This window comes from Streptomyces sp. NPDC041970 (assembly GCF_055588985.1).
Map to the genome: position 1 here is coordinate 52,538 of NZ_JBVJCD010000021.1, position 14,680 is coordinate 67,217.

Genomic DNA, 14,680 nt, shown 5'->3' on the forward strand with positions numbered 1-14,680 from the left:
GGCAGGCCGGAAGGGCAACGCGAGCAGCCTACGCAGTTCTCGCATACGCACCGCATACGCACCGCATGGCAGCGGCAGCGAGCACTAGGGGCCCCGTACGGCACGTGCTTTCATGACGCAGTCTTCGGCGAAAGGGCTGCGCGTGACCAGACTGCTTATCGGCAATGATTTCGACGAGGACCTGCGGGACGACCGCGGGTGGTCGGGCTGGTGGGTCCAGCGCATCGCCTGGTTCGCGCAGGACGGCGATGTCCTCGTTCTTCCGGAGCGGCCGGAGGACGCCTTTCTCGACTACGTGACCGCACTGACCGGCACCGACCGCTCCACCCTGCGGGTGGTCGTACCGCCTCCCGGACAGACGGGCGCAGGGCTGCTCACCGCGGACCGCCTCACCGATCCGGTCCTGCACGACGAGCTGCGAACCGTCCTGGCGGGGCGCACCGTGCAGAGCGTGGTCCCCATGTCGCCGCACGCCTCGGTGGCCGCGCTGGCCAAGGCCGTCGGAGCGCAGGACGCCCTGTCCGGCGGCCCCTTCCTCGCCCAGAGCGGCGGCACCCTGGTCAGCAGCAAGGCGGTCTTCCGCTCGGTGGCCGCGGGAGCGGGAGTGCCACTGCCCGAGGGCGCGGTGTGCTCCAACAGCGCCGCCGCCGAGAACGCGATCACGGAACAGCTCGACCAGGGCCACATCGTGATGCTCAAACTCGAATTCCGCTCCGGCGGCCGCGGCAACGAGGTGCTCAGCCCCATCGAGGGGGTCCGCCCGGTGGGCGCCCGCCGCACCGTGGTGCTCTCCGGACGCCCCGCCGTCCACGCGTATGTGCAGGAGAACTGGGACTGGCTCACCGACGGCGGCCGACACCAGGTGGTCGTGGAGCGCTACTTCCGCGACAGCGCGGCCTACTTCGTCGAGTTCATCATCGGCGACGAGGGCATCGAGCTGGGCGGCCATGGCGAGATGCAGTCGGCGCCGTACTACATGGCGCAGATCATCCCGGCCGACCTCGATGCCGCGACACTGGAGCGGCTCATCGAGGGCGGTCGCCGGATGTGCGTCCCGCTGCACGCGATGGGATACCGGGGGATGCTCAGCGCCGACGCCATCGTGACCCCCGACCGCCAGGTCCTCTACACCGAGTGGAACGGGCGCCTGACCGGGTCCACGCACACGTACTACGTCCTCGGCGACACGGTGGTGGGCAAGGACTACCAGGCCGACCGCGTCCTGCTGGAACACGTCTGGCCGCCGGGCTGGGCCACCGATTCGTTCAGCGACGCCGTGCAGACGCTCACCGAGGCCGGCTACGCCTACGACCCGGCCACCCGGACCGGGGTGATCGTCGTCAGCGCCTACGACGCGGAGCACCAGGGCGTCATGTACTGCATCGTGGCGCCCGACATCGACACGGCGTGGGACGTCAACCTCGCGCTCGCCCCCCTTTTCACCACCGAGCCCTGAGCCGGAGTCGACCAGGATGAGTACGGACACAGCCACAGGCCCTCTCCACCCGCCGGGACCGCGGCGCGCAGACGGCATCGAGGACTCCCAGGCGTACTGGCGCCGACAACTCGAAGGCGCGACCGCGACCCTGATCCCCTCCAGCCTGCCCCACTCCGCCCAGGACGGACGGGACCGGACGGTCACCCGCACCCCGGTGCCCGCCCCGGCCCTCACCGCGGCTCATGCCTACGCGGCGCAGCACCGCACGACGCCGCTCGCCGTCCTGCTGGCCGCCTGCTTCGCGGTCGTCCAGCGACACACCGGCGAGTGCGACCTGCTCCTGGGGGCGGCGGCCGGCGGAGCCGGCGGCCGCGACGAGCCCGACGCCGGCCGCGAACCGGACGACGGGCCCGGCCCCGTCCTGCCCCTGAGGGCCACGGTGAATCCGGCCGCGCCCTTCGCCGAACTCGTCGACGCCGTGCACACCGCCCTGAGCGACGCGGTCCACCACACCGCCCCCGCCCGGTCGACGACCGACGCCTCCGGCCCAGCCCTCGGCATCGTGTTCCACCACCGGACCGCGACGGCGGGCCCGTACCCGTCGGACGGGCATCCACTGGAACTGACGCTGAGTGAGACCGGTGACGAGCCCGCCACCCTGCTGATCCGGCACGGGAGCACGGCCTTCGAGCCGTTCACCGCGGAGCGGCTCGGCCGGCACTACGCCGCACTGCTGGACCAGGCCCTGCGCGACCCGGCGCGACCGCTCGGCGACATCGCTCTGGACCCCGGTCCCACGACCCCGCCGCCGTGGGCGCTGCCCGTGCCGGTCGGATACCGGGCGCCCGAACCACCGGGCCCCTCGGAGAGCCTGGTGGACCGCTTCCGGGCGGTGGCCGCGTCGCACGGCGGCCGCCCGGCGCTGCGCGGGCCGTCCGGCGGCTACACCTACGCCCAGCTCGACTCCCGCACCGACGCGGTCGCAGCCCGGGTGGCGAAGGTCGCCGGTCCCGGACAGCGGGTGGCACTGCTGTGCCGGACCGGCGTCGAAGCCGTGGTGGCCATCTGGTCGGTGCTCAAGTCCGGCGCGGCGTACGTACCGCTCGATCCCCGGCACCCGCAGCCGAGGCTGGCCGCGCTGGTCGCCGACGCCTCGGTGCGGGCCCTGCTGTGCGACGCCGATCTGGTCCCGTTGGCGACCGCGCTGGCAGGCGGCCTGCCGGTCCTGGCGCTGGACGATGAGGAGAACGCCGCAGCCGCCGCGCCGCCTTCCGCGCCGGCGGCCGACGAGGTGGCCTACATCCTGCACACCTCCGGCTCGACCGGACGCCCCAAGGGCGTCATACAGTCGCACCGCAACGTGCTGGGACACGCACTCCGCTACGCCGAGCGGCTGCGCATCCACCCCGAGGACCGCCTGCCGGTGGTCGCCCCCTACACCTCCGACGCGGCCGTCATGGACGTGTTCGGCGGCCTGCTGTCCGGCGCGAGCCTCCACATGATCGACCCCACGCAGTCGCCCACCGCGTTGCGTGCCGCTCTGGCGGCGGCGCGCGCCACGCTCCTGCACTGCACGCCCACCCTGTTCCGGCATCTGATGTCCCACACCGACGTGGCCGGAACGCGGACGGACATCCGGGCCGTCGTCCTCGGCGGCGAGGAGGCCACCCGGGCGGACGTGGCCGAGTTCGCCCGGCACTTCCCCACCGGCACCGCTCTGGTCAACGGACTCGGGCCCACCGAGTGCACGATCGCCCTCCAGTACCTCGTGGCCCCGGCCGCCGACCAGTTGTCGTCGGTGCCGATCGGTCACCCCGTCGGCGGGACGACCGTGGACCTGGTGGACGCCACCGGCCGGACGGCCGAGGTCTTCGGCGAACTCGTACTGCGCGGGGACCACATCGCCCTCGGCTACTGGAACCAGCCAGAAGCCACGGCGCGGGCGTTCGGCACCGGACCGGACGGAAGGCGGTACTACCGAACCGGCGACCTGGCCCGCCGGCTGCCCGACGGGCGGCTGATGTCCTGCGGGCGCCGGGACGGGCAGGTGAAGATCCGCGGCCACCGGGTCGAGCCCGCCGAGGCCGAGACGCTGCTGCGCGCCCACCCGACCGTCCGGCGGGCCGCGGTGGTGCCCGACCGACACGCGACGCACGGCACCCGCCTCATCGGCTATGTGACCTCGCCCGGGGCGCTGAACGCCAATCCGGAGGAACTGCTCGGCTATCTCGGCCGCCACCTGCCCCCCTACGCCGTGCCCGATCACGTGATGGTCCTGGACCGGTTCCCGATCGGGCCGACGGGCAAGCTGGACCGGGCCCGACTGCCCGCTCCCCCGCAGCGGGCACCGGATTCCGGCGACGTCCCGCGGACGGACCTCGAACTGGCATTGGCCCGTGTGTGGTGCGAGGTCCTGGGGCGGGAATCAGCGGGCCTGCGGGACCATTTCCTGGCCAGCGGCGGCGACTCGCTTCGCGTCATGGAACTGCTCGCCAGGATCAGCGAGGAGTTCGCGACCGAGGTTCCGCTCATGGCGTTCCTCAGCTCGCCGACCGTCGAGACGCTCGTCACCTGTGTGGAGAGCGCCACGTCCGACTGACCGCTCGGCGCGGGACACCACCCACCGCGTCCTGGGCCGCCCCGACCGGATGCCAGCACAGAGAGAACAGGCTGCCAGATGCTAGCGCTGTATTGCGATGTAGAACATGTGGTCCGGCCCGGCGACCGGACGTCCGTCCACGTCTCCACCACGTCCGCCACCTTTCGGCTGCAGCTGTACCCGTTGCGCGGATCCACTCCGGTGTGGTGCAGCCCGGAGCTGGTCGGCAGGCTGCTGCCTGCGGGCGACCCGACCCAGGACTGGCAGTGGCCCGGCTACCCCGTCGACCTGCCCGCGGACCTCCCCGGCGGCGTCTACCTCGTCGTGGGCAACGAGACCGGCGATCAGACCGGCTACGAGCCGAGCCTGGTCGGCTACGACGCCACCGCCCTGCTGGCCGTCACTCCGCACCGGCCCGCTTCCTCCGCCCTGTACAAACTGCCCATGCGCACCTACCTCGCCTACAACCCGGCCGGCGGCGCGAGCCTGTACGTCAACCGCCAGTGGCGGGACGGCGCGTGTGTGGCCGGGGTACGGCGCCCCGGAGCCGGTATCGGTGGTCCGACCGCGGAACCGGTCGACACCTACGCGCCGGAAAGCCCGCGCCAGACCTTCTGGCATTGGGACGGCCCCTTCCTGGCCTGGGCCGCCGAGTCCGGCTACGCCCTCGACGTCGTCTTCGACACCGCGCTGGACACCGAGCCCGAACTGCTCGGCGGATACGAAACGCTCATCACGGCAGGCCACGACGAGTACTGGACGACCGAGTGCCGCAGCCGGACCGAGGAGTTCTCGGCCTCCGGCGGCAACGTCCTGATCTTCGGCGGGAACACCTGCTGGTGGCGTACCGAGGTGCGGGACGGCGAGATCCGGGTGAGGAAGGACGAGGCCAATCCCGCGGGCGGCGATCTCTGGTGGCTCACCGACCGGCCGGAAGCGCGGCTGATCGGGCTCAGTTTCCGCCATGGCGGAGCCAGTTGGCTGGGAGCCCGGCCGGACACGTCGTACACCTTCCGGCCGGACGGCGACCCGCTGCTCGACGGCGTCGACGTGGCGGCCTTCAGTGAGCTGACCGATCTGGCGGGGTACGAGGCCGACGGCCACGCGTACGAACCCGGCCGGCCGTGGCACCCCAGGGGCGCTGAGGACACCCCCGGCGACCTGGTGGTTCTCGCCTACGCTCTGCTCGACGACGCCCCGCACTCCCGCTGGTTCTCCGACCCCCGCGAGCCGGAGCTGCGATCGCCGCGGTGCGCGACGATCGCCTACTACCGCCGCGGACAGGCTCTGGTCTTCAATGCCGGAACCACCGACTGGCCACGGCACCTGGGCCATCCCGCCGTGGACCGGCTCACGCGCAACGTGCTCGACGCGGCGGCCGTACGCGGGGTTTGATCGCACGACGGCCACCACTGTCACTCCCCCGCCCCCCTCACCTCGACGTCGCGAAACAGGTGCCACCCTTGCGCAGCTTCCCCGACCGCGATCCCGGATCGCCGGATATCCGCAGCGCCCGCGGATATCTGCTGTGGCTCGCCTGTGATCACCGCAGGTCGATCGTCCTGGGCTCCGTGTTCGCCATCGTGTGGACCGTCGCGCAAGGGCTGTCGCCCGCGCTCGTCGGCAAGGCGATCGACGACGGGATCACCGCCCGCGACACGACGGCCCTGGTGTGGTGGGGCATGGCCGTGCTGGCGCTGGGCGTCGTCCAGGCGCTGGGCAGCGCGCTGCAGGACCGATTCGCACTGGAGGTGAAGGTCGGCGCCGGCTACCAGACCATGCAGTTCGCCACCCGGCAGGCCTGCCGGCTGGGCGCCACACTGTCCAAGCGGGTGTCCACCGGAGACATGGTGAACGTCAGCGTCTCGGACATGACGCAGATCGGCAACGCCATGGAGGTCGCCACCCGGGGGGCGGGCGCCGTCGTCGCGATCATCGCCATCGCTCTGATGATGCTCATCGCGTCCTGGCAGATCGGTCTCGTCGTCCTGATCGGCGTACCCGTCATGCTCTGGCTGACCACCCAGATGATCCGTCCCCTGCACCGCCGCCAGGCGACGTCCCACGCGCAACAGCGCGCGCTCACCGACCAGGCCGTCGACATCGTCCACGGCCTGCGGGTCCTGCGCGGCATCGGGGGCGAGCGGGTGATCGAGCGCCGCTACCGGGAGAAGTCCCAGTCCACCCGGCAGGCCGCGGTACACGTCGCGCAGCTCGATTCGGTACTGGACGGCGCCAAGACCCTGCTGCCCGGCGTGCTCGTCGTCCTGGTCGTGGGACTCGGCGCCCACCGGGTCCTGACCGACCACCTCACCGTGGGCCAGCTCGTGGCCTTCTACGGGTACGCGATGTTCTTGGCGGTCCCGCTGCGCCGTCTGACGCTGGCGGTCGGCCAGTTGATGAAGGCCCATGTCTCCGCGGAGCACGTCACGGCACTGCTGCGCATGGAGCCCGAGCTACCGGCTGAACCCGCCGGATCCGACCTCGGCACCGGTCCTGCGGCCGGCCCCGACCTGCTGGTCGACCCCGTCTCCGGCGTCCGTTCGCTGCCCGGCCGCCTCACCGCCGTCGCCTGTGCCTCCCCCGCCGACGCCGACATGCTGGCCGCGCGGCTGGCCTACTACACGGCCTCGGAGACGACGTACCACGGGCAGCGGCTGGACTCCCTGCCACTGCGGGCGGTCCGGCAGCACATCCTCCTCACCAGGAACGACGCCCGGTTCTTCGCCGGCCCGCTACGCGCCGAACTCGACCCTCACGACCGGGCCCAGGACTCGGACGACATCCTGCTCGCGGCCGTCGACCACGCCTCCGCCTCCGACGTCACCGAAGCACTGCCCGACGGTCTCGACGGCGCCGTCGCCGCCGGCGGCCGGCAGTTCTCCGGCGGCCAGCGGCAAAGGCTGCGCCTGGCACGCGCGTTGATGGCCGACCCGAGGATACTGATCCTGGTGGACCCCACCAGCGCCGTGGACGCCCACACCGAGGCACGGATGGCGACCCGGCTCCGCGAGGCCCGCGAGGGCCGGACCACGATCGTCATCACCACGAGCACGATGCTTCTCGGGCTGGCGGACCGGGTCAGTTACGTCGAGAACGGCCACGTGGTGGCCGAAGGACCACACCATCACATGCTGGAGGACGCGCGCTACCACTCGCTCGTCACCAGGGCGACGGAGTCGATGTGAACACACTGCCGGTCGCCTCGACGAAGGAAGTACGCTCCCACGCCAGGCGCATCGCCCTGCGCCACCCGCGCCGACTGGCCACCGTCATCGCGCTGAACGTGCTGGCGGCCGCTTCCGGGCTCGCGATGCCCTGGCTGCTGGGCGATCTTGTCGCGTCGGTGGCCCGGGGCCGCGACGAGATCGCGCACTACGTGCTGCTGATCTGCCTGGCCTGCGTTGTCCAGGCGCTGCTCATCAAGTACGCGATGTACGCGGCGGCGATCCTGGGCGAGAAGGTGCTCGCCGAACTGCGCCAGGAGTTCGTCCACGACCTGCTCGCGCTGGAGCTCAACACCGTCGAGAACGCCGACCGGGGCGACCTGGTGACCCGCACCACGCGCGACGTGGGCACGCTGTCCACCACCGTCCGGCACGCGATCCCCGAGACGCTGATCGCCGTGGTGACCATCGTGATCACCGTCGGCGCCCTGCTTCTGCTCAGTCCCCTGCTCGTCCTGCCCTGCCTGATCTCCGCCCCCATCCTGTTCGCGGCGTCCAGGTGGTACGTGGCTCGGGCCCGCGCCGGATACCTGCGGCAGAGCGCGTCCTACGCGCAGCTCACCGAAGGTCTGACCGAAACGGTCGAAGGCGCCCACACGGTGGAGGCGCTCCAGCTCTCCGCCCGCCGACTCGAACGGGTGGACCGTGACATCGCCGAGTCCTACGCCGCCGAGCGCCACACCCTGCGCCTGCGCAACGTGTTCCTCCCGATCTGCGACACGACATACGTCCTGCCCGTGGCGGCCAGCCTCGTCATCGGCGGTCTCTTCTACATCCACGGAATGGTCACCCTGGCCGAGGTGACCGCGGCCACCTTGTACATACAGCAGCTCCTCGGCCCGGTCGACACCCTGCTGTTCTGGCTCACCGAGCTGCAGATGTCGGGCGTCGCCCTCGCCCGGCTGCTGGGCATCGCCGAGTCCGCCTCGCCCGCCGCCGACCTCCACAAGAGCGCGCCGAAGACGCCGGACATCGCCGGCGACTCCCACCTGGTCGTACGGGACGTGCGGTACGCGTACCGCACCGGCGTCGACGTACTGCACGGCATCGATCTCGACATCGTCCCGGGGGAACGGCTCGCCATCGTCGGACCTTCGGGCTCGGGCAAGTCCACCCTCGGTCAACTGCTCGCGGGGATCCATCGGCCCCGTTCCGGTTCGATCACCCTCGGAGGACTGCCGCTGGCGGAGATACCCCTGGAAGACCTGCGCGGACGGGTCGCCATCGTGGCCCAGGACCACCACGTCTTCGACGGTTCCCTGCGCGACAACCTGGTGATCGCCAAATCCGACGCCACGGACAGGGAGATCGAGGCCGCCCTGGCAGCGGTCGACGCCGATCAGTGGGCGGCGCGGTTCGGCCTCGACACCCGGATCAGCCTCCACCAGGACGCGCTGACCCCTGCCCAGACGCAGCAGATCACCCTCGCCCGCCTCGTCCTGGCGAACCCGCACACCCTGATCCTGGATGAGGCCACCGCCTTCCTCGACCCGCGGTCCGCCCGACAGGTCGAACGCTCCCTCTCCGCCGTCCTGAAGGACCGCACGGTGGTCGCCATCGCTCACCGCCTCCACACAGCGCACGACGCCGACAGGATCGCCGTCATGGAGGAGGGACGGATCACCGAGCTGGGAACCCATCACGAACTCCTCGAACGCGGCGGCGCCTACGCCGACCTCTGGAACACCTGGCAGGGCAGCACCGCTTCCCCGACCTCCCGCACCGCGTTCACCGGCCCGGAGAACCCATCGTCACACCGTTGAGGGGTCTGACCGTTGAGGGGTCTGACCGGGATACGGGTCGAAGGGGCGGGATGGAGGCCTTGGCGGAATACGTCGCCGCCTCGCGCAGGATCTCGCGTGCCTCCTGGAGCTCGCGGACCTTCTTCCGCGGAGCCACGAGACGTCCGTCCTCATCAGGTCCTCGGGATGCGGTGTCCCGTGTGTCCGACATCAGAGGGCAAGGGCTGGTTTCCCGCGCATGGCACGAGGGCCCAACGCGCCGGACGCCTTGTCGCGTCGACGCCCTGTACGGTCTGCTCCGCACCCCACGAATGCGGAGGGCGTCGCTTCCACCCCGCCGGGCCGTACCGGCAGACCGGCCGTTCTTGGCGCTACGAGCAGTCTTGGCCGACCGGCCCTCATCCGGACCCAGGTTCGAGCGCATCCGCTTGGAGTCCGTTGAGCCATCGAGGTGTCTCGGCCCGCGGCCGGGGCAGCTCACGTGTGAAGGGGAATCTCTCGCCGTCCTGGTCGAGAAACTTGATCAGTCTGAGGAGTGTGTGCTGAATCTCGATCAAGCGCGGCTCGACATGGAACTCATTGCCCAGCTCCTGAATGGCCATGTCCAGAGAGGCGAACCAAGCACCGAACTCCTCGTCCTCGTCAAGGCGCCGGCAGAACTCGGCATAGCCCATACAACCCTGATCACCGCCGGTCTGGCTGACCAACAACTCCCCGATGGCGCGCTGTTCGCCCCGAAAGAGACGGAAACCGGCTCCCTGGTTCCGGTCCGCACTGAACCGGATGGAGACCTCGTGAAGGAGATTCACCACCTTCCGGTTGTCCTCTCTGTTGCCCAAGTCCAGGAACTGCACCCGCTGTCGGAGGACCTCGACCCAGTAGAAGTACTCCGCGATCACGTACAGCGTGTTGCGACGAGCGTACTCACGCTCCTGCGGGGTGCCGTCCCTGTGATAGAGGGTGAGGAACCCGAACTCGCTTCGAGCGATGTTGTAGATCCGGGACTGAAGGTCGTAGGCGGCCCACAGGAGAGGGTCGCGGACACGGCTCATGATGTCTTGGCGGGCCATGTCGCGGGCATGAGCCGCAGTCTGGCGTTCCAGCTCCGCGGCCAGAAGCGTTTGCCGTCGACTGGCACGCGCGCTGATGGCCACGCTGACCAAGGCCACGGCCGCCGAGACAGAGGCGACGATGAGCTCTGTACTCATGCCCCTGACGGTACGCGATCACAAGGGGCAGGGCCGCGGTCTCGATGAACTACGACTTCCCGATGCCCTACGAGTTGCCGAAGACGCCGTACGAGAAGTCGAAGGACATCAGTTTCGTCGTCGAGGACAACAAGGTCGACCGCCTGACCCTGACGATGGGCCGGAATCGGTCGGGTGGGGGCCGGCCTGGTACGGGGTGGTGGACATCGTCTTCGAGCATGACGGCACCAGGACGACTGTAGGCCCTATCGCCCTTGTCGATGCAGGGGGCGACGGAGAGTTCTACCCCAAGGGTGACACGTGGATCATCGAGAACGTGAATGATCCCGCCTGCCTGGATGAGAATGCCGCCGTGGCGGACCGCTTGGCGAAGATTCCCGACATCACCGTCTCGAAGGAATTGCAGTCGTTGCGGGACAAGCTCACCGCCATGGGCCACTGAGCACGAGAAATCCGACGCGGACGAGCTCCCCGGCCGACGGAGCGTCAGCGTCCGCTGCCGCCCGGAGCGAGATGCGCAGATGTTCGGGCGGGTCGGCTTCACCACGGCGGAACGAAATCCCTCCGGCCAGCCGACCGCACCCATGGGGCGACGGGACGAGAGAAGACGCGCCATGGATCCCCGCACACCCCGCCTGCGTCGCAAGCCGACGGCGGCGATCCGCTTCCAACCGCCGCGGAGCCACTCCTTCAGGGAAGAGCGATACGCGTTCCGCCCTGCTGCGAACTGGCGGAAGCACGCATCACTGCGTGAGGCCGAGCACGACATCGGTCTTCCCGATGCTTGTTCAACGGCCGGACGCCGGCGTGGCCGTCGGGTCCCACTCGCGGCGGAGGAGGCCGAACACCCAGGAGTCGGAGACGTCGCCGTTGACGACGCAGTCCTCGCGGAGGGTGCCTTCGCGGACGAAGCCGAGCTTCTCCAGGACTCGCGCGGAGGCCGCGTTGCGGGTGTCGGCCTCGGCCTGGACGCGGTTCAGGTCCAGGGTGTCGAACGCCCACCGCAGGACGGCGTGCGCGGTCTCCGTGGCGTAGCCGTGGCCCCAGGCGGCGGCGTCGAAGACGTAACCCAGGGACGCGCTGCGGAAGTCCGGGTTCCAACTGGTCAGTCCGCACCAGCCGATGAACGCGCCGTCGGAGAGGCGGTCGACCGCCATCCGGGCTCCCGTGCCTTCCTCCTCGATCGTCCGGCAGGTCGCGAGGAAGCGTTGGGCGCGGGCCGGTTCGGTCCACGGCGGGGAGTCCCAGTAACGCAGCACGTGGGCGCTGCTGTGCAGCGCGTAGAGCGGCGCCGCGTCGGCGTCGGTGAAGGGCCGCAGCCGCAGGCGGGCGGTGTGCAGCTCGGGGGTGGGCAAGGTCATGCGGAGCATCCTGCCGCGTCGCGCTCGCCCCGGCCATCCGATTATCCGGACGGTCGGGGCGCGTACGTCCCCGGTGGCGCCGGACGGGCCGCATGGGCGTGGGTCCGCGCTGCCGTGCCGGAGCGGCGAGCATGTCGTGCGCGGAGTAGACGTCACGGGATGCGCAGGGTCATGACAGTGGGATCGCAGAGTCCGTGTCGGTAGGAGCCGGCGGCTCGGGGAGCATCCGCGGGCTGTAGGCGATGTCGTCGTGGAAGCGGTCGATGATGTCGCCGCGGGAGACCATGTCGGCGGCGGCGAGGTCTTCGAGGGCCTGGCGCTGGGCGGCGTCTCCGGGGCGATGCCGCCGTCGATCCCGACGCGCAGGAGGACTTCGGCCTCGGCGGGCCGGATGGGGCCGCGTGTGTCGGGGCGGGGGTTCTTCCGTCCCGTGAGCGCGTCGACCTGGTGCGGGGCGAGGACGTCGAGGTGCGGGGTGACGGTGTGCGCCTCGGGCGGGACGTGCCGCAGGGCGAGCGCGCCGCCGGTGTTCGGGTGGGTGCGGGCGTGGTCGTGGGCCGCGTAGAGCCGGTGGCGGGTCCAGGAGAGAGCGGCGGTGAGGGGGTCGGCGGCGGCGAGGGGGCCGGCGTGCGCGAGCGCGGCGACGACGGCGAGCGCGTCGTGGTGCGGTGCTCATGGCATCTGGTCCTCCCCGCTCCCACGCGAACCGTCAGGCCCCGCCGGCGAGCCTGGGTGCGCCGTACCTGGGCAGACGGCGGCCTGGTTGCCCCTGCCGCACGGGCCGAGGCTGAGGTCGTCACCCACCCGGCCCGGACCCCGCGCCCCGGCCTGACGAACAGGACCTCCCCCTGATCTCCTCCGACACCACCAGCCCGGCGCTGCTCGCACAGCTCCAGCGCCGGTCCACCGACCCGAAGCGGCGCATCCTGTTCACCGGCGCGACCATCGTCACCATGGACCCCGGCCTCGGTGTCCTTCACGACGCCGATCTCCTCGTCGAGGGCGACACGATCACCGCCATCGGCAGGAGCCTGGGCCAGGACGGTGCGGTGGTCGTCGACGCCACCGGCACGATCCTCACGCCGGGCTTCGTCGACACCCACCGGCACGCCTGGGAGACCCAGTTGCGCCGGATCATGCCGGACGTCGACGACCTCGGCGCCTACGTGATGTCCACCCTCGCCGGCTACGCCACCGTCTACCGGCCCCACGACATGTACGTCGGCACCAAGCTGGCCGCCCTGACGGCGATCGACAGCGGCATCACGACCATGCTCGACTTCTCCCACAACTCCCGCACCCCCGAGCACTCCGACGCGGCCGTCCAAGCGCTGATCGACACCGGTATCCGCGGGGTGCACGCCTCCATGGGCCCGCACTTCGGGGACTGGGACGAGCAGTGGCCCGGAGACCTGGCCCGCCTCAAGGAGCGGTACTTCGCCGGCGGTGACCGGTTGCTGACCCTGCGCCTGGCCGCTCTGGCCACCGACGAGATCGCCGGGCCCACCCTGGCCTACGGTCCCGAACTGGCCCGCACGGCGCGGGACCTGGGGATCAGGGTGAGCGTGGACGCCGTCTTCGGCGCCTCCTCCTCGTCGGCCATCCTGAACTGGGAGAGGGACGGCCTCCTCGGTCCGGACCTCACCCTCATCCACGCCACCGGCCTGACCCGGGAGGCGTGGAAGGCGATCGGGGACAGCGGCACGACCATCGCCCTGGCCCCGACCTCGGACGCGCAGATCGGGCTGGAGACCGCGATCCCCGCCGTCGACGAAGCCCTGTCGGTGGGGGTGCGGCCCGGTCTGAGCATCGACGTCGAGGTGGCGCTGGTGAGCGACATGTTCACGCAGATGCGGGCCCTGCACGCCATCCAGCGGATGCGCGCGGTCAACACGGTCTACGGCACCGAGCAGCCGCCGGCCCGGATCACGACCCACGACGTCCTGGACTTCGCCACCCTCCAGGGCGCCCGCACCAACGGCCTGGCCGGCGTCACCGGCTCACTCACTCCTGGCAAGAAGGCCGACCTGCTGGTCATCCGGGCCGAGGACCTCAACAACATGCCGCTCAACGACGCCGTCGGCACCCTCGTGCTGGGCTCGGACGCCCGCAACATCAGCGCCGTCCTCATCAACGGCGCACCCCGCAAGTGGAACGGCCAGGTCCTCGACGTCGACCTGCCCGCGCTGCGCGAGGAGGTCCACGCCTCCCGCGAGTACGTCCTCAACACCTCTGCCGCCTGACGACGCCTCCACCGCCTCGACACAGATCGGGTACCGACATGACCAGCACCTCCTCCCCCGTCCCGCGCCGTGACAACGACATGCTGCGCGAACTGCGCGCCCCCCAGGGCCGCCCGCTGCTGCTGACCGGCGGCGCCGTCGTCACCGGCAACGAGCTGCTGGGCGACTGGCAGAACGCCGACGTCCTCATCGGCGGCACCGTGATCGTGGGCATCGGCCCCGGCCTGCTGACCGCCGCCGGCGACGACAACATGATCGTCATCGACTGCGCGGGCACCCTCGTCCTGCCCGCCACCACCGACTTCACCGCCCCCCGCACCAGCGCCACCCTCACCCCCGGCCAGAACGCCGACATCGCCGTCCTGCGGCTGACCGACACCCCCGGAACCCCCACCGGGGCGGTACCGGCCCGCGGCAGCCACCTCGACCTCCTGATCACCGGCGGGCAGGTCCGCCTCTGGGGCGGCCGCCCCCTCGACGAGGCCGGCACCCCCACCACGCCGGCCCCTGCCGGTGAGCCCGCCCACGACCCGTCACACCCCTTCGTGGGGATGTGGGTCGACGACCACGACTTCGTGCGCCAGGAGCTGCTGCCCGACGGTCGCTACGACGAGGCGCGCGGGGACCGCCCCAGCGCCTACCAGGGCCGCTACTGGATCACCGGAAACCGCATCGACTACCTCGACGACCTGGGCTTCTGGGCCTTCGGCGCATTCCACGACGGCCGCCTGCACCATGCCGGATACCGCTTCACCCGCCGCTGATCACCCCGCACCCATGATCCCTTCCCGGCCGATCGCACACCGTCCGTGCGAACGGCCGCCCCGTGCCCGCCCCGAAGTCCCGTGCCCCGTCCCCCTGC

The 14,680-nt window shown here is 71.0% G+C and carries 10 protein-coding genes; 8 read left to right on the plus strand and 2 right to left on the minus strand.

Annotation, left to right across the window (positions count from 1 at the left end; translation table 11 throughout):
- Window positions 1-142 precede the first annotated feature (142 nt).
- The 5 genes from ACZ6EJ_RS13485 to ACZ6EJ_RS13505 all read left to right on the plus strand — a co-directional run bounded on the left by ACZ6EJ_RS13485 (window position 143) and on the right by ACZ6EJ_RS13505 (window position 9,027).
- Complete coding sequence (locus ACZ6EJ_RS13485; RefSeq protein WP_469266974.1) at window positions 143-1,456, plus strand: preATP grasp domain-containing protein; 1,314 nt, start codon at window positions 143-145, stop codon at window positions 1,454-1,456.
- Between the two features lie 16 nt (window positions 1,457-1,472).
- On the plus strand, window positions 1,473-4,037 hold the full coding sequence (locus ACZ6EJ_RS13490) for an amino acid adenylation domain-containing protein (RefSeq protein ID WP_469266975.1): 2,565 nt from the start codon (window positions 1,473-1,475) through the stop codon (window positions 4,035-4,037).
- Window positions 4,038-4,220: 183 nt separating this feature from the next.
- Window positions 4,221-5,432 (plus strand): N,N-dimethylformamidase beta subunit family domain-containing protein, encoded by a 1,212-nt coding sequence (locus ACZ6EJ_RS13495; protein ID WP_469266977.1) that lies wholly within the window; start codon window positions 4,221-4,223, stop codon window positions 5,430-5,432.
- A gap of 68 nt (window positions 5,433-5,500) precedes the next feature.
- Window positions 5,501-7,225 carry an ABC transporter ATP-binding protein gene (locus tag ACZ6EJ_RS13500; protein WP_469266979.1) on the plus strand — a complete coding sequence of 575 codons (1,725 nt, stop codon included), beginning with the start codon at window positions 5,501-5,503 and terminating at the stop codon, window positions 7,223-7,225.
- Window positions 7,222-9,027: an ABC transporter ATP-binding protein gene (locus ACZ6EJ_RS13505; RefSeq protein WP_469266980.1), complete on the plus strand. Its 1,806-nt coding sequence runs from the start codon at window positions 7,222-7,224 to the stop codon at window positions 9,025-9,027. Before ACZ6EJ_RS13500 ends, ACZ6EJ_RS13505 begins: the two co-directional genes overlap by 4 nt.
- A 377-nt stretch (window positions 9,028-9,404) precedes the next feature.
- On the opposite strand, the gene ACZ6EJ_RS13510 is transcribed toward ACZ6EJ_RS13505, so the two are convergent.
- Window positions 9,405-10,214: a hypothetical protein gene (locus ACZ6EJ_RS13510; protein WP_469266982.1), complete on the minus strand. Its 810-nt coding sequence runs from the start codon at window positions 10,212-10,214 to the stop codon at window positions 9,405-9,407.
- Between ACZ6EJ_RS13510 and ACZ6EJ_RS13515 the strand changes: the two genes are divergently transcribed.
- Window positions 10,198-10,656: a hypothetical protein gene (locus ACZ6EJ_RS13515; protein ID WP_469266984.1), complete on the plus strand. Its 459-nt coding sequence runs from the start codon at window positions 10,198-10,200 to the stop codon at window positions 10,654-10,656. The genes ACZ6EJ_RS13510 and ACZ6EJ_RS13515 overlap by 17 nt on opposite strands.
- Window positions 10,657-11,002: 346 nt before the next feature.
- Here the strand turns inward: ACZ6EJ_RS13515 and ACZ6EJ_RS13520 are convergent, their stop codons facing one another.
- Window positions 11,003-11,575, minus strand: a complete 573-nt coding sequence (locus ACZ6EJ_RS13520; RefSeq protein WP_469266985.1) for a GNAT family N-acetyltransferase — start codon at window positions 11,573-11,575, stop codon at window positions 11,003-11,005.
- 848 nt (window positions 11,576-12,423) lie between these two features.
- On the opposite strand from ACZ6EJ_RS13520, the gene ACZ6EJ_RS13525 reads away from it, so the two are divergent.
- Together ACZ6EJ_RS13525 and ACZ6EJ_RS13530 are read left to right on the plus strand one after the other, a co-directional pair.
- The gene (locus tag ACZ6EJ_RS13525; protein ID WP_469267023.1) at window positions 12,424-13,818 is read left to right on the plus strand and encodes an amidohydrolase family protein; all 1,395 of its coding nucleotides are present in this window, start codon (window positions 12,424-12,426) and stop codon (window positions 13,816-13,818) included.
- Window positions 13,819-13,856: 38 nt separating this feature from the next.
- Window positions 13,857-14,582, plus strand: a complete 726-nt coding sequence (locus ACZ6EJ_RS13530; protein ID WP_469266987.1) for an Atu4866 domain-containing protein — start codon at window positions 13,857-13,859, stop codon at window positions 14,580-14,582.
- Window positions 14,583-14,680 lie beyond the last annotated feature (98 nt).

Excerpts from the sequence above, each read along its gene's own strand:
- ACZ6EJ_RS13515 (WP_469266984.1), top strand. The coding sequence starts at position 10,198 with ATGAGCTCTGTACTCATGCCCCTGACGGTACGCGATCACAAGGGGCAG.
- ACZ6EJ_RS13490 (WP_469266975.1), top strand. The coding sequence starts at position 1,473 with ATGAGTACGGACACAGCCACAGGCCCTCTCCACCCGCCGGGACCGCGG.
- ACZ6EJ_RS13510 (WP_469266982.1), bottom strand. The coding sequence starts at position 10,214 with ATGAGTACAGAGCTCATCGTCGCCTCTGTCTCGGCGGCCGTGGCCTTG.
- ACZ6EJ_RS13530 (WP_469266987.1), top strand. The coding sequence starts at position 13,857 with ATGACCAGCACCTCCTCCCCCGTCCCGCGCCGTGACAACGACATGCTG.
- ACZ6EJ_RS13520 (WP_469266985.1), bottom strand. The coding sequence starts at position 11,575 with ATGACCTTGCCCACCCCCGAGCTGCACACCGCCCGCCTGCGGCTGCGG.